At 29.1% G+C, this 23,814-nt stretch carries 24 protein-coding genes; 15 read left to right on the top strand and 9 right to left on the bottom strand.

Annotation, left to right across the window (positions count from 1 at the left end; genetic code table 11):
* Positions 1-103: 103 nt before the first annotated feature.
* Complete coding sequence (locus QM495_RS11845; protein ID WP_408672326.1) at positions 104-511, top strand: hypothetical protein; 408 nt, start codon at positions 104-106, stop codon at positions 509-511.
* 234 nt (positions 512-745) lie between these two features.
* Here QM495_RS11845 and QM495_RS11840 read toward each other — a convergent pair whose 3' ends face one another.
* Complete coding sequence (locus QM495_RS11840; protein ID WP_408672325.1) at positions 746-2,017, bottom strand: DUF2851 family protein; 1,272 nt, start codon at positions 2,015-2,017, stop codon at positions 746-748.
* Positions 2,018-2,132: 115 nt separating this feature from the next.
* Here QM495_RS11840 and QM495_RS11835 point away from each other — a divergent pair, with 115 nt between their 5' ends.
* The 9 genes from QM495_RS11835 to QM495_RS11795 all read left to right on the top strand — a co-directional run bounded on the left by QM495_RS11835 (position 2,133) and on the right by QM495_RS11795 (position 9,837).
* A complete protein-coding gene (locus tag QM495_RS11835; RefSeq protein ID WP_408672324.1) occupies positions 2,133-2,765 on the top strand; it encodes an NAD(P)H-dependent oxidoreductase in 633 nt (210 codons plus the stop codon).
* A 21-nt stretch (positions 2,766-2,786) separates the two neighbouring features.
* Positions 2,787-4,244 carry an aminoacyl-histidine dipeptidase gene (locus QM495_RS11830; RefSeq protein ID WP_408672323.1) on the top strand — a complete coding sequence of 486 codons (1,458 nt, stop codon included), beginning with the start codon at positions 2,787-2,789 and terminating at the stop codon, positions 4,242-4,244.
* Positions 4,245-4,368: 124 nt separating this feature from the next.
* Positions 4,369-5,151 carry a ParA family protein gene (locus QM495_RS11825; protein WP_408672322.1) on the top strand — a complete coding sequence of 261 codons (783 nt, stop codon included), beginning with the start codon at positions 4,369-4,371 and terminating at the stop codon, positions 5,149-5,151.
* The gene (locus tag QM495_RS11820; RefSeq protein WP_408672321.1) at positions 5,135-6,034 is read left to right on the top strand and encodes a ParB/RepB/Spo0J family partition protein; all 900 of its coding nucleotides are present in this window, start codon (positions 5,135-5,137) and stop codon (positions 6,032-6,034) included. The genes QM495_RS11825 and QM495_RS11820 overlap by 17 nt, the downstream gene beginning before the upstream one ends.
* A complete protein-coding gene (locus QM495_RS11815; protein WP_408672320.1) occupies positions 6,034-6,612 on the top strand; it encodes a DUF5683 domain-containing protein in 579 nt (192 codons plus the stop codon). The genes QM495_RS11820 and QM495_RS11815 overlap by 1 nt, the downstream gene beginning before the upstream one ends.
* Position 6,613: 1 nt before the next feature.
* Positions 6,614-7,318, top strand: coding sequence for a 4-hydroxy-tetrahydrodipicolinate reductase (gene dapB, locus QM495_RS11810; protein ID WP_408672319.1), 705 nt, complete (start codon positions 6,614-6,616; stop codon positions 7,316-7,318).
* A gap of 18 nt (positions 7,319-7,336) precedes the next feature.
* A complete protein-coding gene (gene lepB / locus QM495_RS11805) occupies positions 7,337-8,875 on the top strand; it encodes a signal peptidase I (RefSeq protein ID WP_408672318.1) in 1,539 nt (512 codons plus the stop codon).
* 24 nt (positions 8,876-8,899) lie between these two features.
* The gene (locus QM495_RS11800; RefSeq protein ID WP_408672317.1) at positions 8,900-9,517 is read left to right on the top strand and encodes a WbqC family protein; all 618 of its coding nucleotides are present in this window, start codon (positions 8,900-8,902) and stop codon (positions 9,515-9,517) included.
* Positions 9,517-9,837 (top strand): DUF6122 family protein, encoded by a 321-nt coding sequence (locus QM495_RS11795; protein ID WP_408672316.1) that lies wholly within the window; start codon positions 9,517-9,519, stop codon positions 9,835-9,837. The genes QM495_RS11800 and QM495_RS11795 overlap by 1 nt, the downstream gene beginning before the upstream one ends.
* A 130-nt stretch (positions 9,838-9,967) precedes the next feature.
* Here QM495_RS11795 and ettA read toward each other — a convergent pair whose 3' ends face one another.
* Positions 9,968-11,659: an energy-dependent translational throttle protein EttA gene (gene ettA, locus QM495_RS11790; RefSeq protein WP_408672315.1), complete on the bottom strand. Its 1,692-nt coding sequence runs from the start codon at positions 11,657-11,659 to the stop codon at positions 9,968-9,970.
* 42 nt (positions 11,660-11,701) lie between these two features.
* The gene (locus QM495_RS11785; protein WP_408672314.1) at positions 11,702-11,878 is read right to left on the bottom strand and encodes a CAL67264 family membrane protein; all 177 of its coding nucleotides are present in this window, start codon (positions 11,876-11,878) and stop codon (positions 11,702-11,704) included.
* Between the two features lie 243 nt (positions 11,879-12,121).
* Between QM495_RS11785 and QM495_RS11780 the strand changes: the two genes are divergently transcribed.
* On the top strand, positions 12,122-13,363 hold the full coding sequence (locus QM495_RS11780) for a M14 family metallopeptidase (RefSeq protein WP_408672313.1): 1,242 nt from the start codon (positions 12,122-12,124) through the stop codon (positions 13,361-13,363).
* Here QM495_RS11780 and QM495_RS11775 read toward each other — a convergent pair whose 3' ends face one another.
* The 3 genes from QM495_RS11775 to QM495_RS11765 are packed head-to-tail and all read right to left on the bottom strand — an operon-like array spanning position 13,364 to position 15,062.
* Complete coding sequence (locus QM495_RS11775) at positions 13,364-14,086, bottom strand: pirin family protein (RefSeq protein WP_408672312.1); 723 nt, start codon at positions 14,084-14,086, stop codon at positions 13,364-13,366.
* Positions 14,083-14,526, bottom strand: coding sequence for a MarR family winged helix-turn-helix transcriptional regulator (locus QM495_RS11770; protein ID WP_408672311.1), 444 nt, complete (start codon positions 14,524-14,526; stop codon positions 14,083-14,085). The genes QM495_RS11775 and QM495_RS11770 overlap by 4 nt, the downstream gene beginning before the upstream one ends.
* A 2-nt stretch (positions 14,527-14,528) precedes the next feature.
* Positions 14,529-15,062 carry an NADPH-dependent FMN reductase gene (locus QM495_RS11765; protein ID WP_408672310.1) on the bottom strand — a complete coding sequence of 178 codons (534 nt, stop codon included), beginning with the start codon at positions 15,060-15,062 and terminating at the stop codon, positions 14,529-14,531.
* Positions 15,063-15,193: 131 nt separating this feature from the next.
* On the opposite strand from QM495_RS11765, the gene QM495_RS11760 reads away from it, so the two are divergent.
* The 3 genes from QM495_RS11760 to QM495_RS11750 all read left to right on the top strand — a co-directional run bounded on the left by QM495_RS11760 (position 15,194) and on the right by QM495_RS11750 (position 19,540).
* On the top strand, positions 15,194-16,822 hold the full coding sequence (locus QM495_RS11760; RefSeq protein WP_408672309.1) for an acyl-CoA carboxylase subunit beta: 1,629 nt from the start codon (positions 15,194-15,196) through the stop codon (positions 16,820-16,822).
* A gap of 61 nt (positions 16,823-16,883) precedes the next feature.
* A complete protein-coding gene (locus QM495_RS11755) occupies positions 16,884-17,600 on the top strand; it encodes a YebC/PmpR family DNA-binding transcriptional regulator (protein WP_408672308.1) in 717 nt (238 codons plus the stop codon).
* A gap of 299 nt (positions 17,601-17,899) precedes the next feature.
* Positions 17,900-19,540 (top strand): SulP family inorganic anion transporter, encoded by a 1,641-nt coding sequence (locus QM495_RS11750; protein WP_408672307.1) that lies wholly within the window; start codon positions 17,900-17,902, stop codon positions 19,538-19,540.
* Between the two features lie 11 nt (positions 19,541-19,551).
* Here QM495_RS11750 and QM495_RS11745 read toward each other — a convergent pair whose 3' ends face one another.
* From QM495_RS11745 to QM495_RS11735, 3 genes are read right to left on the bottom strand one after another with little or no spacing between them, the layout of a single operon-like run.
* Complete coding sequence (locus QM495_RS11745; protein WP_408672306.1) at positions 19,552-20,619, bottom strand: AMP-binding protein; 1,068 nt, start codon at positions 20,617-20,619, stop codon at positions 19,552-19,554.
* A gap of 3 nt (positions 20,620-20,622) precedes the next feature.
* Positions 20,623-21,585 carry a lysostaphin resistance A-like protein gene (locus QM495_RS11740; protein WP_408672305.1) on the bottom strand — a complete coding sequence of 321 codons (963 nt, stop codon included), beginning with the start codon at positions 21,583-21,585 and terminating at the stop codon, positions 20,623-20,625.
* Between the two features lie 56 nt (positions 21,586-21,641).
* On the bottom strand, positions 21,642-22,679 hold the full coding sequence (locus QM495_RS11735) for an o-succinylbenzoate synthase (protein ID WP_408672304.1): 1,038 nt from the start codon (positions 22,677-22,679) through the stop codon (positions 21,642-21,644).
* A gap of 193 nt (positions 22,680-22,872) precedes the next feature.
* On the opposite strand from QM495_RS11735, the gene QM495_RS11730 reads away from it, so the two are divergent.
* The coding region (locus QM495_RS11730; protein ID WP_408672303.1) for a hypothetical protein at positions 22,873-23,814 on the top strand (942 nt) is incomplete at its 3' end.

Genomic DNA, 23,814 nt, shown 5'->3' with positions numbered 1-23,814 from the left:
TTTTTTTTATTTCAATAAAGTTGTAACCTTTTTTTTTGTAAATTTATACTAGTAAATCACTATATACTTAATTACCAATTGTTTAATCTACAAAAATACAATTATGAAACAAAACATTGGAATATGGATAGACACAAAACAAGCTGTTATCATTAAATTATCAAATAATAAACACGCTATTAGAATAATTAAATCGGATATTGAAACCAGAGAGCGTGTTCCTGGTGAATCTAAAAAATTTGGAAGGTTTGGAGGTCAGTATATGACTTTTGAGAAGAATAAATTAAATAAAAGAAACGAGCAAACCAACAAATTTATTAAGAGCCTATTAAAAGAAGTTCAACATTGTGAATCGGTAGTATTATTTGGCCCATCAAAAATGAAAAATATTTTTGAAAAAGAACTTTCCAAAAATTTACAACTCACTAACAAGTTAGTTGGTGTCTTTAATTCCAAACTTTTAACTGAAAATCAAATGGTTGCTTGGGTAAAAGACTTTTACAAGAAATAATTAACTAATTAAAATTAATTTAGATAAATTTTAAAGATATTCATTTATGAAATACAATTTCAGTAGTTTTTTTGTTGCTTTTTTCTAACATAAATCGGGCTCAAAACACCACAATTGAAAATTTTAAAACTAGAAATGGCCTCTTAAAAATCCAATCTATTTTACACAGTAGTTTTGTATTAACATACAATAATAAAACTATTTATGTTCAATTAAAAAATAGTACCCTTCTAATTAATTTTTAAGTATTTCTCTTCCAATTACACATTGTAAACATAATTGTTTATTACAATATTCATTTTTTAATTGAAGTAAAGCTTGTGTTTTAAATGCATTTGAAGTTGTAATTTCCAACTCTTTAAACTTAGAAATAATAGTGTTTTTCTCAGGGGCTATTTGTTCGCTAATTAAAAATAGCGAACTAAAATCATTGTTCCCTAAACTTTTAAGATATACAAATTTTAAAGGTATTATGGCATTAATCAATAAAAGGTCTATAAAAGATTTTGAAAGTTTATTTGTTCTTTTTTTCGATTGTTTTTCAAAAGTATAATGTGTTTCCCAAAATGGAAATGTTGTAACTTCAAATAATTTATAAAACTCGTCAAGATTTTCAGTTTCAATAATTTTCGAAAATAAGTTTTGAAATTTATGATATAAAAATGCTAATTGAGACAATCTTATTGTTGGGAAATTATTAGGCCTCAATCTAAAAAATTGAACTTGTCCTTTTGCAATTGGTTTTAAATTAAATTTAACTTTCAAATATTCATATTCCTTTCGTAATTTATCAAAATAAACAGCTTCATTTTTAGTAGAAAATAATCCTGCCTGACCAAAAAATAAAGCTTCTAATTGAACAGCATTATTTGAAATTTTTCTTACAATTGAAAAATCAAAAGATCTAGCAAAATTAACAAATGCTTCAGTATTCACTTTTAATCCAAAACCTTTTGCCATTAAAACAAACAACGTTGCTTCCCAATTATTTTGATTTGCTAACAATAATTGCTTCACAAATTTAGATTTTTGCTCTAAGCGCTCAAAATAAAGTCGTTCTAACCAGTTTTCAAAAGTAAAAACATTAATTGATTTTAGATCATTTTCACAATTAATCCACTTTTTATTTTTACTAAAAAGTTGATTATAGTTACTTAATAATTCTTTTGAAATATAGTTTTTTAATTGAAGTGTGGAAATTTTATCATTATTTTCTCTAAAAATTTCAACATCATGTTCCCAAACAACGTGAAGAATTACGGAATCATAATTCTCATCTATTTCATGTTTATGAAGATACCAATCAGATGAATTTACATGAATTTCAATATTCCCAGCCCAAAGTTGCCTATTAATTCTAATTTTCGCATTTAAAAAATCTGGACCGGTATTTCTATTCTCATTCCCTACTAATAATATTTCAACGATTTCACCATTAGTAGTTTTCAAGTTTTTAAATGAAAACAGCTTAAGTTTCCATATAAAATGAAGTAAATTTTCTTTCATAGCAATTTTAATTATTTAAAAGTAAACATTAACTTTTAGTTATGAAAATTGAATACTTTATTTAACCTATTTTCCGTATTTTTAAATTAAATTTGTAAGCATAAATTTTATTAAAATGAACATAATCGAAAGCTTGGAATGGCGCTATGCAACTAAAAAATTTGACCCATCAAAAATACTTACAAAACAACAAGTTGAAACCCTTAAAAATGCGTTCAATTTAACACCAACTTCATTTGGATTACAACCAATTAAAATGATTGTAATTTCTAATAAAGAACTTCAAGAAAAATTTGTAGAACTCTCTTATTTTCAGCGTCAAGTAGCAGATGCTTCACATTTATTAGTTTTATGTATTGAAAATGATACAACAAGTGAAGCTATTAACGCCTATTTTGATTTAGAAAAAGAAATTAGAAATGTTGATGAAGATGTGATTGCTGACTTCAGAAAACAACTAATTGGGATGTATGAGAATAAAACATTAGAAGATAAACAACTTTCTGCAATTTATCAAACCTACATAGTTTTAGGTAATTTAATGACCGTTTGTGCTATTGAAAAAATTGATGCCTGTCCTTTAGAAGGATTTGTACCAGAAAAAGTAGATGAACTATTAAATTTAAAAAGCTTAAATTTAAAATCTGTTTTATTACTTCCTGTTGGTTATAGAGCAAGTGACGATGTAATGAATAATCTAAAAAAAGTAAGAAAACCCTTAAATAAAACTATCATAGAAATAGAATAATAATAAATCAAATTTATAAAAATGAATGAAGATATAAGAGCACTTGAACCCAACGAACTCTGGAATAATTTTGCAGACTTAAATGCTGTTCCAAGAGGTTCAAAAAAAGAAGAGAAAGTAATACAATTTATGGTTGATTTTGGTAAAAAATTAAACCTTGAAACAGTGGTAGACCATGTTGGAAATGTAATTATTAAAAAACCTGCTTCAAAAGGTATGGAGAACCGTAAAACTATTGTAATGCAGTCGCATTTAGACATGGTTCACCAAAAAAACTCCGATACAGTTTTTGATTTTGATACTGAAGGTATTAAAATGAAAGTTGAAGACGGTTGGGTTCGTGCAGATGGTACAACATTAGGTGCAGATAACGGTATTGGCGTTGCTGCAATTATGAGTGTTTTAGCTTCAACAAAAATTAACCACCCTGCCGTTGAAGCATTATTTACTATTGATGAAGAAACTGGTATGACTGGTGCTATGGGTTTACAAGCCGGCTATTTAGATGGTGAAATATTATTAAATTTAGATACTGAAGAAGATGATGAAATTGATATAGGCTGTGCTGGCGGTATTGATGTTACTGTGAAAAATGTATATCATGAAGTTCATACACCATCAAATAGTACCGGATTTTCAATTTCTGTAACTGGTTTAAATGGAGGACATTCTGGAATGGATATTCATAAAGGACTTGGAAACGCCAATAAAATAATGAACCGCTTATTGTATGTATCTCAAGAATTAATACGAATTTCGGAAATAAATGGTGGTAGTTTGCGTAATGCTATTCCAAGAGAAAGTTTTGCTATAATATCAGTTTATAATGCTAAAAAAGAAAGTTTCTTAAAAAAAATAATTAAAGCTGTAAACGAAATTAAACAAGAGTTTAAAAAAGTAGATCCAAATATAAATATCTCGATTACAGAAACAGACACTCCAAAAAAAGTAATGACTACCATAAGTCAAATTACATTATTAAATACAATTTATGCGGCACATAATGGTGTGTATAGAATGAGTAATGATATGGAAGGTTTGGTTGAAACTTCAAATAATGTAGCACGGGTAATTGTAAAAGATGAAGAAATTACAATTTTGTGTTTAACAAGATCATCTGTAGAAACTTCAAAATTCGATTTAGCAAATACCTTAAAAGCTGCTTTTGAATTAGCTGGTTACCAAGTAACACTTTCAGGTTCTTATCCTGGATGGAAACCCAATGTAAACTCACCAATATTAAACGTTTTAACTGAAACTTATGAAAAAATGTTTAATAGTAAAGCTGATGTTGTTGCCTGTCACGCAGGTTTAGAGTGTGGTATTTTAGGTACAAACTACCCCGATGTGGATATGATTTCGTTTGGGCCAACTATTCAAGGAGCTCATTCACCAGATGAAAAAGCAAATATTAAATCGGCTCAAAAGTTTTGGAAATATTTATTAACTATTTTAGAAAACATACCTTCTAAAAACTAGCAAAAACAAGAGAGGTTGAAAATTTTCAACCTCTCTTGTTTTTTATCTCTTTGTTAACATTATTCGCTTTTAAAAACCATAAATAATTGTATTTTTACATCTTCATATAATGCTATATTCTTAAATGGGAAAAATTATTGCAATTGCAAATCAAAAGGGTGGTGTAGGTAAAACTACAACAACCGTTAATTTAGCAGCCGCTCTAGGTGTGCTAGAAAAAAAAGTACTGCTTATTGACGCGGATCCACAAGCGAATGCTTCATCAGGTCTAGGAATTATTGTTGAAGAAGTTGAAAATGGAAGTTATCAATTACTAGAACATACAATTTCAGCAAAAGAAGCAATTGTAGCTACAACTTCCCCAAATGTAGATATTATCCCAGCTCATATAGATTTAGTTGCTATTGAAATTGAATTAGTTGATAAAAACCAACGAGAATTTAAATTAAGAGAAGCGCTTGCTGAAATAAAAAATGACTACGATTATATTTTAATTGATTGTGCTCCATCACTTGGCTTAATAACATTAAATGCACTTGTAGCAGCAGATTCGGTAATAATACCAATACAATGTGAGTATTTTGCATTAGAAGGTTTAGGTAAATTATTAAACACTATAAAAAGTGTTCAAAAAATACACAATACTAATTTAGATATTGAAGGCTTATTACTTACCATGTACGATTCTCGCCTGCGCCTATCAAACCAAGTTGTAGAAGAAGTGAAAAAACATTTTCAAAATATGGTTTTTAAAACCATCATTCAACGAAATGTAAGATTAAGTGAAGCTCCAAGTTTTGGCGAAAGTATTATTGCTTATGATGCAACAAGTAAAGGTGCTGTTAATTATATTAATTTAGCTAACGAATTATTAAAACAACATAATAAGGATGGCAAAAGCAGTTAGAAAACAAGCACTAGGAAGAGGATTATCTGCCTTATTAAAAGATTCAAGTTTAGATATTAGCTCAGCAAAAGATAAAAATGCTGATAAAATAGTTGGAAATATTGTTGAACTTGAATTAAATTTTATTGCTGTAAACCCCTACCAACCAAGAAGTTATTTCAATGATGAAGCTTTACAGGAATTAGCAAGTTCTATTAAAGAACTAGGAGTAATTCAACCAATTACTGTAAGAAAATTAGAAGGTGACAAATTTCAACTAGTTTCTGGAGAAAGAAGATTTAGAGCCGCAAAATTAATAGGCAATACCACAATTCCAGCTTATATAAGAATTGCAAACGACCAAGAAATGCTTGAAATGGCATTGGTTGAAAATATACAACGTAAAGATTTAGATCCTATTGAAGTTGCATTATCTTATCAACGTTTAATTGACGAAATTGATTTAACGCAAGAAGAGATGAGCCAACGTGTAGGTAAAAAACGTTCAACTATTAGTAATTATTTACGATTATTAAAATTAGATCCAATTGTACAAACAGGTATGCGAGATGGCTTTTTATCTATGGGACATGGTAGAGCTTTAATTAATATTGAAAACTATGAAGATCAATTAAATATTTATGGGAAAATAATTCAACAAAAATTATCTGTACGTCAAACTGAGCAATTAGTTAAAGAGTTAAAAGGTGAAAGTTCTGTAAGAACAAAAAAAGTAACTACTGTTGTTGAAACACCTAAATTTATTTCAAAAGGATTAAAAACTATTAGTGCATATTTTGGGCACAAAATTGATGTTAAATTAGCTGGAAAAGATAAAGGTAAAATTATTATTCCTTTTCATTCTGAAGAAGATTTTAATAGAATAAAAAAATTACTTGAATAGTGTTAAAAAAATATTTATATATATATATTTTAGTTACATTTTTTTCTGTATCTAATATTTTTTCTCAAGAAAACGGAATCCTAATTGTTAAAGATACCATGTTTAGTAATGCAATAATTTATAACCCTCTTGCACCTTCAAAAGCAGCATTTTATTCGGCAATTTTACCAGGTCTAGGACAAGCTTATAATAAAAAATATTGGAAAATTCCATTTGTTTACGCTGCACTTGGATCGGGAGTATATTTTTATAGTTCTAATAATAATAATTACAATAGAGCCAGAACTGCATTTAAATTACGAATTAATGGTAAGCCTGACGAATTTGACGGGTTAAATGGTAATCCTTTTTTATCTGAAGACGCACTTATTTCAGCTCAAAAAGGATATAAAAAAGATAGAGATTTATCATTGCTAGTAACTGTAGGTTTGTATATTTTACAAATAATTGAAGCTAGTACAAATGCACATTTACTTCAGCACAATGTAGATAATAATTTAACGATTAATCCAAAATTAATTAAAAATACAACTAATAATAGAACAGTTGTTGGAGCTCAAATTAATTTTAAATTTTAAAATGAAAATAGCACTATTAGGTTATGGGAGAATGGGTAAAACAATTGAGCAAATTGCTTTACAAAAAGGTCATGAAATTGTATTAAAAATTGATGAACATACTACCAATTATGATATAAAAATAGCTGATATTGCTATTGATTTTAGCATTCCTTCAGTAGCTTTTAATAATATTTCTAACTGTTTAAACAATCATGTGCCCGTAGTTAGTGGTACCACTGGTTGGTTAAATAAATATGATGAAGCAACTGCTTTATGTAACATTAAAAATGGTGGTTTTATTTATGCCTCAAATTTTAGTTTAGGCGTTAATATTTTCTTTGAATTGAATGAATATTTGGCTAAAATAATGAAAAACTTAAGTCAGTATCAAATTTCAATGGAAGAAATTCATCACACAAAAAAATTAGATGAGCCAAGCGGTACTGCAATAACTTTAGCAGAAGCAATTATTAAGCATTCCAATAAAAGTAATTGGGCTTTAAATGTAACAAATAAAGAAACTGAAATACCTATAGTGGCAAAACGTATTCCTAATATTCCTGGAACACATGCTATTGAATATACTTCTGAAGTAGATACTATTGAAATTAAGCATACAGCTCACAATAGAGATGGTTTTGCTTTGGGAGCTGTAATTGCAGCAGAATGGCTAGTTGGTAAAACTGGGATTTATACAATGAAAGACGTTTTAGGTTTAAAATAATATTAAAAATTTCAAATTATGACAATGATTCAATGGTTTATATTTTTTCTAATAATTCAAGTAATTCATTTTATTGGGACTTGGAAATTATATGTAAAAGCGGGTAGAAAATCTTGGGAAGCAATCGTTCCAATATACAATGCTATTGTACTTATGAAAATAATAAATAGACCAACTTGGTGGGTTATTTTGTTGTTTATTCCAATTATAAACCTGTTAATGTTTCCTGTTGTGTGGATTGAAACTATTAGAAGTTTTGGGAAAAACTCAACAATTGATTCATTTTTAGCTGTTCTAACATTAGGTTTTTATACCTACTATATAAATTATTTAACAAATGTAAATTATATTGAAGATAGAAACTTAAAATCTAGAACCGAACTTGGTGAATGGGTAAGTTCAATTGTTTTTGCAATTGTAGCAGCTACTTTGGTGCATACTTATTTTATGCAACCATATACAATTCCAACTTCTTCTTTAGAAAAATCATTATTAGTTGGTGATTTTCTGTTTGTTAGTAAATTCCATTATGGAGCGAGAACTCCTATGACAACTATAGCTGCACCAATGGTACACGATTCACTTCCATTTATAAAAACAAAATCATATTTTAAAATACCTCAACTTCCCTATTTTAGACTTCCCGGTTTTCAAGACATTAAACGAAATGAAATTGTTGTTTTTAACTGGCCAGCTGATACTGTCCGATTTTTTAGAGACCACTCTAAAATTCATGTAGACAAACCTATTGACAAAAAATCTAACTACGTAAAACGTTGTGTTGGTATTCCTGGAGATTCTTTAGAAATTAAAGATGGTTATATTTATATTAATGGTAAAAAAACGCAACTACCTGATAGAGCTAAACCTCAATATATGCATAAAGTTGTGACCAATGGACAACAATTAAGTGCTACAGCTTTAAAAAGATACAATGTAACTGAAGGTAATTTTTATGGAGATTATTATATGTTAAATTTAACTGATAAAAATGCAGCTAAACTAAAAAATAATCCATTAGTAAAAAGTATAGCAAAGCAAATTGAACCAAAAGGAAATTACGATTCAAGTTTTTTCCCTCATAATGCACAATATGCCTGGTCTGTAGATAATTATGGTCCAATTTATATTCCTGAAGAAGGAAAAACAGTTAAATTAAACACTAAATCTTTACCTTTTTACAAACGAATTATTGAAGAATACGAAAACAATAATTTAACTATTAACGGTGATGAAATTTTTATAAATGGTAAACTAGCTACCACTTACACCTTTAAACAAAATTATTATTGGATGATGGGTGATAACAGGCATAACTCTGAAGACGCACGTTTTTGGGGATATGTTCCATTTGATCACGTTGTAGGTAAACCCGTATTTATTTGGTTTAGCTGGGATAGTAATGCGCAAGGAATTGCAAATAAAATAAGATGGGAACGTGTTTTTACAACAGTCCATGGTAGTGGGAAACCTGTTTCTTACTTATACTATTTTCTAGGTGCTCTTGCTCTTTGGTTTGGATACAGTTCATACAAAAAACGTAAAAACGCTGAATAATAAAATTTATTTCAGCTTTTGATTATGGTTTTATTACACCCAACATACTTTTCTCCCATTAGTCAATATGTTGCAATTGCAAATACAAAAGAATTTGTATTTGAAGTTGAAGATAATTTTCAAAAACAAACATATAGAAACCGTTGCTATATTTATACTGCAGATGGAAAACATTTACTAAATGTTCCTATACAACACAACAAAGGCATCAAACAAAAAACCCGAGATGTAAAAATTGATTATAAAGACGATTGGCATAAAATACACCTTAAAACACTACAAACTGCATATAGTTCTTCTCCTTTTTTTGAATTTTATATTGATGAATTAAAGCTCATTTTCGAAAAAAGATTTACATTTTTATTAGATTTAAATTTAAAGTGTCACGAACTAATTATGGATGCATTACAACTTGAAATTTCATATAGTAAAACTTCTGAATACCAAAAAGATATTCAATATTTTGATGCTAGAAAATTAGCAACTGCAAAAACCAAAGAAGAATTTATTTTGGATAGATATATTCAGGTTTTTGAACAAAATAAAGGGTTTATTTCCAACTTAAGTATTTTAGACTTATTGTTTATGGAAGGTCCAAACGCCCTAAATTATTTAGAAAGTCAAACGATTAATTTTAAATAATGGAAATTCTTCGTTTTATATCTCACTATGGAATGCATTTTTTAGTAACAGGCTTAATTGCCTATTTATTTTTTAAAGATAACTGGGGAAAAGTATGGCTTATATTTATATTTACAATGCTTGTTGATGTAGATCATTTATTTGCAAATCCTATTTTTGATGCTACAAGATGCAGTATAAATTACCACCCGTTGCACTCCTATTACGCAATTGTTGCATACAGCTTTTTACTTTTACCTCCAAAAACTCGAATAATAGCAATTGGATTGCTATTTCACATGCTTACTGATTTTGTTGATTGTTTGTGGATAAGTCAATAAAAGATTAAATAATCTTTTATTGAATAATTTGTATATTTGTTTTTCTAAACATTGATTTAGAATATATAGGAATATATAAAGAATGCCCAAAGGAGAATAAAAGTTGACTGAAAAGTCAACTTTATTTTTTTTATCTAATTAGTTTTTTATATTTAATTCTTTTTGGCATTAAATCGCCTCCAAGTCTCATTTTTTTATTTTCTTCATAATCAGAGAAGGAGCCTTCAAAAAAATAGACTTCTGAATTTCCTTCAAAAGCTAAAATATGTGTACATATTCTATCTAAAAACCAACGGTCGTGACTAATTACCACAGCACAACCAGCAAAATTTTCTAAACCTTCTTCTAAAGCTCTTAAAGTATTTACATCTAAATCGTTAGTTGGTTCATCAAGTAATAAAACATTTCCTTCTTCACGTAAAGTCATTGCTAAATGTAACCTATTTCGTTCTCCACCTGAAAGTGCACTTACTTTTTTATTTTGTTCACTTCCTGAAAAGTTAAAACGACTTAAATAGGCTCTAGAATTCACCTGTTTTCCGCCCATTAATATCAACTCTTGCTCATCAGCAAAATTTTGCCAAATAGTTTTTTCGGGATCAATATTTGAATGGCTTTGATCTACATAAGCTATTTTTGCTGTATCTCCTACTTTAAATTCGCCTTTATCTGGAGCTTCTTCACCCATTATCATTCTAAAAATAGTTGTTTTACCTGCTCCATTAGGTCCAATAATCCCAACTATTCCTGCTTGTGGTAAATTAAATTTTAAATCTTCATACAACAATTTATCTCCAAATGCTTTTGAAACTCCATTAGCTTCAATTACATTAGTTCCTAAACGAGGACCATTTGGAATGTAAATTTCCAATTTTTCATCCAACTTATTCTGATCTTGGTTCATTAACTTATCGTAATTCGCCAAACGTGCTTTAGATTTTGCATGACGACCTTTTGGTGCCATTCTTACCCATTCCAACTCACGTTCTAATGTTTTTTGACGTTTAGATGCTATTTTTGATTCTTGAGCTAATCGTTTCGATTTTTGGTCTAACCAAGAAGAATAATTCCCTTTCCAAGGAATTCCTTCACCTCTATCTAATTCTAAAATCCAGCCCGCAACATTATCTAAAAAATATCTATCGTGTGTTACTGCAATCACAGTTCCGTTATATTGTTGCAAATGATGCTCTAACCAATGTACAGACTCAGCATCTAAATGGTTAGTTGGCTCATCTAACAATAATACATCTGGCTCTTGTAATAACAACCTACAAAGTGCTACTCTTCTACGTTCACCACCTGAAAGATTTTTAATTGGAGTATCTCCCTCAGGAGTACGTAAAGCATCCATAGCAATTTCAAGTTTCGTGTCTAATTCCCAAGCATTTGCAGCATCAATTTTATCTTGAAGTACTGCTTGTTGTGCCATTAACTTCTCCATTTTATCAGCATCAGAATATACTTCTTCCAAGCCAAACATGTCATTTATTTTGTTGTATTCATCTAAAATTGCAACAGTTTCTGCAACACCTTCTTTTACGATATCTAATACAGTTTTGGCGTCATCTAATTGAGGTTCTTGAGATAAAAATCCTACAGAATATCCAGGAGCAAAAACCACATCACCTTGGTAATTTTTTTCAAGTCCTGCAATAATTTTAAGTAAGGTTGATTTACCAGACCCATTTAAACCTAAAATTCCAATTTTCGCACCATAAAAGAAACTTAAATAAATGTTCTTTAAAATTTGTTTATTTGCGCCTTGGTATGTTTTACTTACCCCAGACATTGAAAAAATAACTTTCTTATCGTCAGCCATTGTTATTATTGTAAAATTTGATTATTAATTTATTAAAATGATTTAAACTCTTCCCTTTAAAGCGTTAAATACCCAAGCTATTGCGAAAAATCCTATTCCAACTGAAGCAAACCCCCAACCTGCAACTTCATTATATCTAAACGCCCCTAAAGCTATTAATGCTAATCCAACTATTATCATAATTGCTGTTGCCCAAGCTAAAACTGTATTTTTATTCATTTTGTGTATCTGTTAGTGTTAATTACTTTAAAAAGAAATAAGTAGTTGGCAAATATCGTAAATTTCTACCAAAAACAATAAAACATATCTTTTAAAAGATCTTAAAAAGTAAAGTTTCAATTTATAAACACTATTTATCATGAATTTTATAAATGACATCACTTATAAGTTATGTTGATGACATTTTTTAAAATATATTTTAATAATATTGCATATCTTTTAACTTCATATATCTCGTAAAAAATGAACATATCTAAATTAAATTTAAAAATACTTTTTGTCTTAATTTTAAGTCTCCTTATAACAAGCTGTAGCATTGTTAAGCCTGTTATTGTTGAGAAACCTTTTGATACAAAAAGTAAAAAAATATTTGTTCAAGAAAAAAGAGTTTTTAATCTTAATAAAATAGGGGTTAAGTTATCTAATAATTTTGATGCTGCACGTTTAAATAATGTTGAAAAAATAAATGATACATTAATTTCAGTTTCAATCTATCCTGAAAATGCTCCAATAAATAATAGTGCTTATTATGCATTTAAAATTTGGTCTGAAACTCCCAAAACTACTTACATCCAATTTAAATACCCACAAAAATACGGACATAGATATATTCCTAAAATTAAAACTAATAATTCTGAATGGACTCCATTAGCTTCAGAAAACAGAATGCTAATTGATTCCATTTATACTATTAAACTTAATCTTTCAAAAGAACCTTTAACAGTTGCTGCACAAGAAATTATTACTTCAACAGACACCAAAAATTGGTATTCTCAAATTATAGATTCAAATTCAAATTTAGTGCACTACAAAACTATTGGTAAATCTGTTTTAGGAAGACCTTTACCTATGCTAGATTTATATGTTGGTGATGCTAAAAGTAAAGATATTATTGTTTTACTCTCTAGACAACATCCTCCAGAAGTTACAGGTTTTATGGCTTTTCAAAGTTTTTTAGAGACCATCTTAAAAAAATCTGAATTGTCTAAAATATTTTTCAATAGATATAGAATTTTAGTATTTCCTATTGTAAATCCAGATGGTGTTGACCTTGGTCATTGGAGGCATAATGCAAATGGAATTGATCTAAATAGAGATTGGGCTTATTATAGACAACCTGAAGTTAAAGCAGTAACTAAAACTATTGTAAAGGCTTCAAAAAAATCTAATGGAAAAGTTGTTCTTGGTATTGATTTTCACTCAACACAAGAAGATTTATATTACACAAGTAGCACGATTGAAGGTACTACCATTCCAAATTTTTATGATGATTGGTTTAGTAAAATTAATGCTACTTTTCCAAATTACACACCAAATGAAATTAGAGAAGATAGCACACAACCTGTTTCAAAAGGCTGGTTTTTAAGATATTTTAAAGCTACAGCTATTACTTATGAAATTGGAGATGAAACACCAAGAGATTTCATTAAAGAAAAAGCTAAAGTTGCCGCTATTGAAATGATGAAAATTTTGAATAAGAACTAATTAAAATTTCATTGGAACTTCTATAAAAAGTACCTCTGATTTTTTATTAGCAGTAATTTTAAAAAGATTTGTTTGTTCTATTCCAATTGCATCTCTTTTTCCTAATTTTTTATTATTAATAGAAAGGTTACCTTCAATAACCATCACATAAACGCCATTAGTTTCAGTTTTTAACTTGTAATTAAAAGTCCTATTTTCATCTAAATCTATTCGTGAAATTTTAGCATTTTGATGAATAGTTAAAGAACCTTTAATAGGACTCTCTTTTGAAGAAACCAACGTTTGTAATTTATTTAAACGATTAGCAACTTCAAAAGTTTTTTGCTCGTACCTTGGAGAAACATTATGCCGTTGTGGCATAATCCAAATTTGAAATAAATTTACTTCTTCCGTTGAATGATTATTCATCTCGGAATGTTGAATACCAGTACCTGCAGACATTACTTGTACTTCTCCAGTATGCAAAGGAATCCAAACATTGCTCATAGAATCTCTATGTTTTAAAGCTCCTTTTAATGGAATTGAAATAATTTCCATATTGTCATGAGGATGCGTTCCAAAACCCATACCTCCTTTTATAACATCATCATTTAAAACCCTTAAAACACCAAAATTAATATTTTTAGGATTGTAATAATGTGCAAAACTAAACGAAAAATTTGCTTTTAACCAGCCGTGATTAGCTGTTCCTCTTTCATTTGCTTTAACTATTTTGTATTTCACTTTTCCCTTATTTTATCTAGTAATTTATTTAAAACCTTAACTTCTTTTTCTGAAAGACAATCTAAGTAATTATCGAAATCTTCCATTTTAATTTCTTCTAATAAATCCAATCCATTTTTATTAATTTTTACATAAACAACACGCCTATCATTTTCACACCTAATTCGTTCTATTAAACCTTTATCGCACAATTTATCCATTAAACGTGTAGAGTTTGGCGATTTTTGAACCATTTTTTTCTTCACAGTATTTACAGTAATAGCTTCTTTTGCTCCTCTTAAAATTCTAAGAATATTGTATTGTTGCTCTGAAATACTAAAAGGTTTTAAAAATTTAGCGCCAATAGTATCTAAATAATTGGCTGTAAACTTTATATTTAATAACGCCTTTACATGCTCATTTGAAAACTTAGAATTTATTTCTTTAGAAAATTCTGCCATTACTAAATTTCTTTTTGATAATCTTCTACAAGTTTCAACAGGTTTAATTTTAATGCTTCATTTACAATTTCTCCTTCAATGAAATTATCAAAAAATGAAGGAAACGACATACTTCTTACATTTTCTCCGCCCATATAAGGAAACCTTCCTAAGGCAATATCTAAAACTGTTTGACCTCCTCTTGCTCCAGGAGAAGTTGCTAACAATAACATTGGCTTATCTCTCCAAACCTTACCTTCAATTCTTGACAACCAATCCAAAACATTTTTAAATGCTACAGAATATGCTCCATTATGTTCCGCCAGTGCAATTACAAATCCATCTGCACTTTCAATTATAGCATTTAACTTATTGGCGTCTTTAGGGATACCATCTTCCTCCTCAATATCTACTGAAAAAACAGGCAAGCTAAAATCATTTAAATCTATATTAATTATTTCAACATTGTGAATCAAGCTCCCAGCGTATTCAGCTAATTGTTTACTTATAGATTTTTTACTATTACTCCCTCCAATTGTTACTACTCTTTTATTCATTTTTTTAAGTTTTAGTATGCAAATATACTAAAAATATTTTATTATTACCTAGGTATCTATTGTTAGGGTATTTATTTAATATAAATTAACATTCATTTTGTACTTTAGCACTACTTAAATATATTTAATAAATGGATATCAACTTCAATAAAAATGAAGATTTTAATAAGCTTCAGTTAGCAACTCTTAAGAAAAAACTTTTAAAGATTTATAAAGGTGGCGGAGATAAAAATATAGAAAAACATAAGTCAAAAGGTAAACTTACAGCAAGAGAAAGAATTTCTTATTTACTCGATAAAAATAGTGAAACTATTGAAATTTGCGCATTTGCAGGTGAAGGCATGTACAAAGAACACGGCGGTTGTCCTTCTGGTGGCGTTGTTGTTAAAATTGGATATATAAAAGGAAAACAATGTATAATTGTTGCCAATGATGCTACCGTAAAAGCAGGTGCTTGGTTTCCAATTACAGGAAAAAAGAATTTAAGAGCACAAGAAATCTCAATTGAAAACAAACTTCCTATTATTTACTTGGTTGATAGTGCAGGTGTTTATTTGCCAATGCAAGATGAAATTTTCCCCGATAAAGAGCATTTCGGTCGGATTTTTAGAAATAATGCCATCATGAGCAGTATGGGAATTACCCAAATTTCTGCAGTGATGGGAAGTTGTGTTGCAGGTGGTGCTTATTTACCAATTATGAGTGATGAAGCTATGATTGTTGATAAAACTGGAAGTATTTTTTTAGCTGGAAGTTATTTAGTAAAAGCTGCTATTGGTGAAAGTATTGATAATGAAACTTTAGGTGGAGCAACAACACATTGTGAAATTAGCGGTGTTACAGATTATAAAGCTAAAGATGATTATGATGCTTTAGATAAAATAAAAAATATTATAGATAAAATTGGTGATTTTAACAAAGCTGGTTTTAACAAAATAAAAGCTAAAAAACCCATTGAAAATCCTGAAGATATTTATGGAATCTTACCCTCTTCAAGAAGTGAACAATACGATATGCACGAAATTATAAAACGTATTGTAGATGATTCTAAAATTGAAGAATATAAAGAAGATTATGGAAAAACCATTATCTGTGGCTACGCACGAATAGATGGTTGGGCAGTTGGTATTGTAGCAAATCAACGCAAAGTAGTAAAAAACGCTAAAAAAGAAATGCAATTTGGCGGGGTTATTTATTCCGATTCTGCTGATAAAGCAACTCGATTTATTGCTAATTGTAATCAGAAAAAAATTCCATTAGTTTTTTTACAAGACGTAACTGGTTTTATGGTTGGAAGTAAAAGTGAACACGGTGGAATTATAAAAGATGGTGCAAAAATGGTAAATGCTGTAAGTAATTCAGTAGTTCCAAAATTTACAATTATAATTGGAAATTCTTACGGAGCAGGAAACTACGCTATGTGTGGAAAAGCTTATGACCCTAGACTAATTGTTGCTTGGCCATCGGCACGTTTGGCTGTTATGGGTGGTGAACAAGCTGCTAAGGTTTTATTGCAAATTGAAACTGCTTCATTAAAAAAGAAAGGTGAAAAAATTTCAAAAGAACAAGAACAAGAAATATTAAAATCCATTCAACAACGTTATGATGCACAAACATCCCCTTATTACGCAGCAGCACATATTTGGACTGACGCTATAATCAATCCGTTAGATACACGAAAATGGATTAGTATGGGTATTGAAGCAGCAAACCATGCTCCCATTGAAAAGCAATTTAATTTAGGTATAATTCAAGTATAAAATAAATTGTAAAAACATATAGTAATAATTATATTTGCATCACAAAAAATAATATTTAATTATGGGAAGAGCCTTTGAATTTAGAAAAGCTAGAAAAATGAAACGTTGGTCTGCAATGGCAAAAACATTTACCAGAATTGGTAAAGACATTGTAATGGCTGTAAATGAAGGAGGCCCAAACCCTGATACAAATTCTCGTTTACGAGCTGTAATTCAAAATGCCAAAGCTGCCAATATGCCGAAAGACAATGTTGAGCGCGCTATAAAAAAAGCAACTGAGAAAGACACCGCTAATTATAAAGAAGTTTTATTTGAAGGATATGCACCTCATGGAATTGCATTAGTTGTAGAAACGGCTACCGATAATAATAATAGAACTGTTGCAAATGTAAGAGCTGCTTTTAACAAATGTGATGGAAATTTTGGAACTTCAGGATCTGTAATTTTTATGTTTGACCACACTTGTAATTTTAGAGTAAAAACGGAAGATTTAAAAATAGATTTAGAAGAATTTGAGCTTGAATTAATTGAATTTGATGTAGAAGAAGTTTTTGAAGATGAAGATGGAATTTTAATTTATGCACCGTTTGAACAATTTGGTGCTATTCAGAAATATTTAGAAGAAAATAATTTAGAAATTCTTTCTTCTGGTTTTGAAAGAATCCCAACTAATACAACAAAACTAGGCGAAGAACAACAAGCAGATGTTGAAAAATTATTAGAAAAATTAGAAGAAGATGATGATGTACAAAATGTATATCATTCTATGGATATGTGATTGTATGTTTTTAACAGAAAAAAATATTTAATTTAAGCATATTTTGAATTAAAAGAAACCTTAAAATCCTATTTAGTTTTAACCTAATTAATGCTTATAAAAACATTAGCATTAATTAAATTTTTTAGTAATACCTTTAAAAGGTATTGATTATATACCTATCTAAGTACTTCTACTTTTTTAAAATGTCATGTTAATTTACACTATAATAATTGTATTAACTACTAAGTAATTTAGTTTATACTTTCTAAAATCCTAGAATAAAAAAATAATTTTGTAATTTATATTATATAATTTAAATGGAAAAAATATTTAAACCTAAGTTTTTCAGTATTTTAAAAGGGAAAATCTCAAAAAAACAAATTACTTCAGATATTTTTTCTGGAATTGTAGTTGGTATTGTTGCATTACCCCTTGCAATTGCATTTGCAGTGGCTTCAGGAGTCTCTCCAGAAAAAGGATTAATTACAGCAATTATTGCAGGATTTTTAATCTCTTTATTTGGAGGTAGTCGAGTTCAAATTGGTGGCCCAACAGGTGCTTTTATTGTAATTATATATGGAATTGTTGAAGAATATGGTATAGATGGTCTTATTATTTCGTCTGTGATGGCTGGTGTAATTTTAATAATTTTTGGATTATTAAAATTAGGTTCATTATTAAAATACTTTCCACACTCACTAGTTGTAGGATTTACAAGTGGTATTGCCTTAGTTATTTTTTCAACGCAAATTAGAGATGCTTTAGGTTTAGATATAGATAAAGTTCCTTCAGGTTTTATAGATAAATGGAAATTATTTATTTTACATTTAAATCACATAAATTACTATGCTCTTGCAGTTACAATAGTTACAATCATTATTATTTTAGTATTTACAAAATTGAAAACTAAAATTCCGGGTTCATTTATTGCCATTATTTTTATTACAATTATTGTACAAGTATTACACCTTCCAATAACCACTATTGAATCCTATTTTGGTGATATTCCAGCTAAATTTGATTTCAATATTCCTATATTTCATTTAGAAAATTTTTCACTATATCTTGCTCCAGCAATAACTATAGCTATTTTAGGAGGTATTGAATCCTTACTTTCGGCAGTAGTTTCTGATGGTATGATTGGAGGAAATCATCGTTCAAATACTGAATTAATTGCACAAGGAATTGCAAATATTGTTACCCCTTTTTTCGGAGGAATCCCTGCTACAGGAGCTATAGCAAGAACTGCAACTAATGTTAAAAATGGAGGTAGAACACCTATTTCAGGTATGGTTCATGCACTAACTTTATTACTAATAATGTTATTTTTCGGGCAATGGGCAAAATTAATTCCAATGGCTGTTTTAGCTGGAGTTTTAATAATTGTTGCTTATAATATGAGCGAATGGCGTTCATTCCGATCAATTTTACACAGTTCGTCTTTTGATATCATTATATTATTCAGTACTTTTTTATTAACAGTATTAGTAGATTTAACAATAGCAATTGAAGTTGGGGTAGTTTTATCCGCCTTATTATTTATGCGACGAATGTCTAAAATTGGGGCTGATTTACCTGAACATATTGACAGTGACTTGTTTGAAGATTATTCTAATTTACCTAAAGATTTTTCTATTTATGAAATTAGCGGCCCTTTATTTTTTGCTTCAGCAAAGCAATACGCAGAGGTTATAAAAAATTTGGGGTATACAAGTAAAGTTTTAATTATTAGAATGCGACATGTACCTTTTGTAGATGCAACTGCTATTCATAATTTTTTAGGTGTGTTAAAAATCTTAAAAGAAACTTCTAAAGTTACTATTGTAATATCTGGTGTTAGACAAAATGTTCATAAAGATTTAGAGAAACATGGAATTATTTCAATTATAGGTAAAGGAAATATTTTTGATGCTTTTAAAACTGCGATGGAACATGCTAATAAAATTTATACAACTTAACCTACAAAATTTCAGATAACTATTTTTAATGTTTCTTTTCTGCTAATTTTTCTTGTTTCAGTTTCAATAAATTGATTTGTAAAAAATATCTCTTTAGGAATTTCAAATTTAGAAAGTATTTTAAGCTTTTTTACGCTTGTTAAAATAGAATTGTCTTTAGTCCCTTCAACAATAAGTATTAACTTCTCTCCCAAAACTTCATCTAGAATTCCTGTAACAAAAAATCGTTGTTTTATTATTGTTGCTAATTTTTCTTCAATTTGTTCAGGAATTAATTTTATACCTCCTGAGTTTATAATTGAATCAAATCTGCCTAACCACATAAATTCAGTTTCAGAAATTAATTCAACCAAATCATTTGTAATTATTTTTTCTGAAGATATTTTTGGAGCAACTATTACTAAACAACCTCTGCTATCTAAAAAAATTTTAATATCTGGAAGTAATTTATAATGAGATTGCTTCATTTCACTCGCAATGACGTTACCAAAATTATTTAGTTTTTTTACAGCAATATGTGTAATGGTTTCTGTCATTCCGTATGTTGCAAATACTTCTGTACTAATTTTCTGAATTTTACCCAACAATTCTTTAGAAACACCACCACCACCAACAATTAACTTCTTCACTTTATAAATTTCAGAAAGTGAAGAAGTTAATTGTAACGGAACCATTGCTGCAAAATCATATACTTTTGAAGTATTTTCTAACGGCTTTGATGTGGCCTCAACAACCTCTAAATGCCAGCCCAAGGTTAAAGCTCTCACCAACATCATTTTTCCAGCAATATAATTGGGAGACATACATAAAAGTGCAGTTGTATTCTCAGGAAGGCTGAAAAAATTCCCCGTAGCTATTGCACTATTTTTCATGTGTGTTTTTTGAAGTTGAATAACCTTGGGTTTTCCTGTTGAACCTGAAGTTTTAACCTCAATAAAAGAAGATGTATTAAACCATTGTTTTAAAAAAGAATGCATTTCTAGAGATATTATTTTAGAAAATACAATTATTTCTTCGGAAGAATTAAATGATTCTCCTTGTAATTTAAATGCTTTATGAAATTGAGTTTCAATTTTCACTTTTTAATTAGCTATAAATTTGTCTTCGTTTAATTCAATAGGTTTATAAATTGTTCCCATTAGCTTTTCTTGCCAATTAGTCCATCCATATTTCTTTGAAAAAATAAACAAAACTAGTGGGTATAAAATTAATACAGGTACAAACATTTCCCACCCAACTGATGGCTCTGAGATATCAACTAATAATGCATCTGTTTGAAAAACGGTCCAATTTGTAGTCACTAAAACAGCTGCAATAATGTTATTGGCTGCGTGAAAACCTAATGCTAATTCAGTCCCTTCATCCATTAACGTAAAAATTCCAAGAACCAAACCAGTTCCAATATAATACACCATACTAATCCATCCTAATTTTTCAACTTCTGGATTTAATCCATGTAACAAACCAAAAATAACAGATGTTAATAGTAATGCCACAAACGATTTTTTAAACCACGTTCCAAATCCTTGCATTAAATAACCTCTAAAAAGCAATTCTTCCATACTTGTTTGTATCGGTAAAAATAGAAATGAAATAACAACTAAGATAAAAAAGGGTACTAGTTTAAAGTTCCAAACATAATCTTCGGGAGATATTAAGTATCCAACGGCAATCATAAATACTCCAATTATTGCCCAAATTGAAAATGCATAAAAAACCCGATTCCAATCTACTTTATTTCTACTTGTGATTAACGTTACAATTTTTCTTTTATGAATAAATTTAATACCTAAAAACAAGGATAACAAGCCTCCTAAGAAGGTTAAAATTATAAGAAACAGGTACAAATTAGCATCCATTCCTAACGTAGCAAAATTATCATTTGCTGAAGTCATAAATTCACTGGTATCATCAGCATAATAGTATGCAGCTCCAATTAAAGGAATTACACCAATAAATTGCCACCCAAAAAATAAAATGATAATAGTTACCGAATATGCCCACCATTCATTATGCCCTTTATATGCTTGTTGTATAAATTTCATATTCCTTATTTTAAAATCTGTAAAATACACTTCAATACGCTCTGTGCCGTACTGTATTATAGTAAATTAAACTTCCAACTTTTATTATTATTGTAATGTAAATGTCCATTTTTCACCTCTAACGGACTTTCAAAATTATTGGTGAATAAACTTCCAGTTCCTAAACCTTGTGGCATATTTGAGCTCAACGAATACGTCCATTGTGCAATTGCATTCAATCCAATATTACTTTCTAAAGCTGATGTAACCCACCAACCAATTTGTTGTTTTGCAGCTAAATTAATCCATGCTAAACTTCCTTTAAAACCACCTACTAAACTGGGTTTTAAAATAATATATTGCGGATTTATTATGTGCAGCAATTCTTTCTTTTTTGCTACATCAAAAACGCCAATTAATTCTTCATCTAAAGCTATTGGAATAGGTGTTTTAGAACATAAATCAGCCATTTCATCTTTCTGTCCTTGCTTTATTGGTTGTTCTATGGAATGAATTTCAAAATCAGATAAGACCTTTAACTTTTCTAATGCTTCTGAAGGTGAAAAAGCACCGTTGGCATCAACTCTTAATTCAATTTCTTCCGAAGAAAACTCATTTCTAATACTTTTTAACAATGCTATTTCAGTTTTAAAATCTATAGCTCCAATTTTCATTTTTATTACTGAAAAACCCGCTTTCAATTTAGCTGCAATTTGTTGCTTCATAAAGGCTTCACTTCCCATCCAAATTAAGCCATTAATATTTATGGCATCTTTAGATTGTGTAAATTTTGAAGGAAATAATTCAAACGAATTTTCACTTTGCAACGATAATATCGACTGTTCTAAACCAAATTGTATGGAAGGAAATTCAACAAGTTTATTTAATAAATAGTTAATTTCCTTATTAATATTTTCACATAACCATTGCAATTTTTCTTCGTAATCAGGCCTATCGTCAATACTTAATCCTCTAAAAACAGCACATTCACCAATTCCAATTTTACTCCCGTCAACAAGTTTTAAAAAAAAAGTTTCTTTTGTATGTAATATTCCTCTTGAAGTTCCACTCGCCTGTTTAAAATTGAGTATATATTTTTGATAAATTGCTTTCATTAACTTTATAAAAGTTGAAAGATACAACTATTTAAAAATTTATTTTAATGATAAAACAGTAAAATCATAAAAATTGATTACTAAGAAATTTGGTTATTAACCAACAAAAAATTACCGTTCACCTAGTTTTGTTTTTTCAAACATACTAACTATTCTACTTTCACTTAAAAATAACTTTTAATATCTCTTTAATATGGTAAAACAAACTCGATTATTAATAATCTTACTTGCAATTTTTAATATTTTTCATGTAGAATACATTTTTAGTAAAGAAAACCCCAAATATTCGAATTTTAGTGTCCCTATAAAGGGTTTTAATTATAAAGCAGTAATTAAAAACAACGGAGATCTTGTTAAAAATAAAGCAATAGATATACAATTTACAATTTTAGAAAACGGTATAAGTGTATATGAAGAAACTCATAATCCAACAACTGATTCAAACGGAATTATTATTGTTTCTATTGGTGAGGGTACTAATTTAAGTGGCAATTTTGATACCATAAATTGGTCTATTGCACAATTGAAAGTAGAAATAGACCCTGATAATTCAGGGTACACAGATATGGGAACAACAGATTTTAAAAATGTTCCCCTTGCCAAATTTGCTGAAGTTGCAGGAAATGTACCAACAAATGTAAGTCAACTTACAAATGATGCTGGTTACCTAACCTCTTATATAGAAACTGATGGTAGCACAACCAATGAAATTCAAAATATTTCTATAAGTGGAGACCAATTATCAATTTCTAATGGTAATACTATTACTATTCCTGCTGGTACTGTTTATCAAGCTGGCACTGGTATTCAAATTGATTCAAGTAACAATATTATTAATATTGGTGATGGTGATGCTTCACCTACTAATGAAATACAAACCATTTCAAAATCAGGAAACACTGTTACTTTATCTAACGGTGGTGGTACTTTTACTGATGCAGATACAAATACTCAACTTTCTGAATCTCAAGTAGATGGTTATGTTGCTAATAATGGTTATTTAACCAGTGAAACTGATGGAGATACTACCAACGAATTACAAAGTTTATCCGTTTCAGGAAATCAACTAAGTATTACTAATGGGAATACAATTACCTTACCAACAGGATCTGGTGGAGATCAATGGGGATCTCAA

The organism is Lutibacter sp., from assembly GCF_046055765.1.
Classification (GTDB): Bacteria; Bacteroidota; Bacteroidia; order Flavobacteriales; family Flavobacteriaceae; genus Lutibacter.
This window is presented reverse-complemented; position numbering and strand designations above follow the sequence as displayed.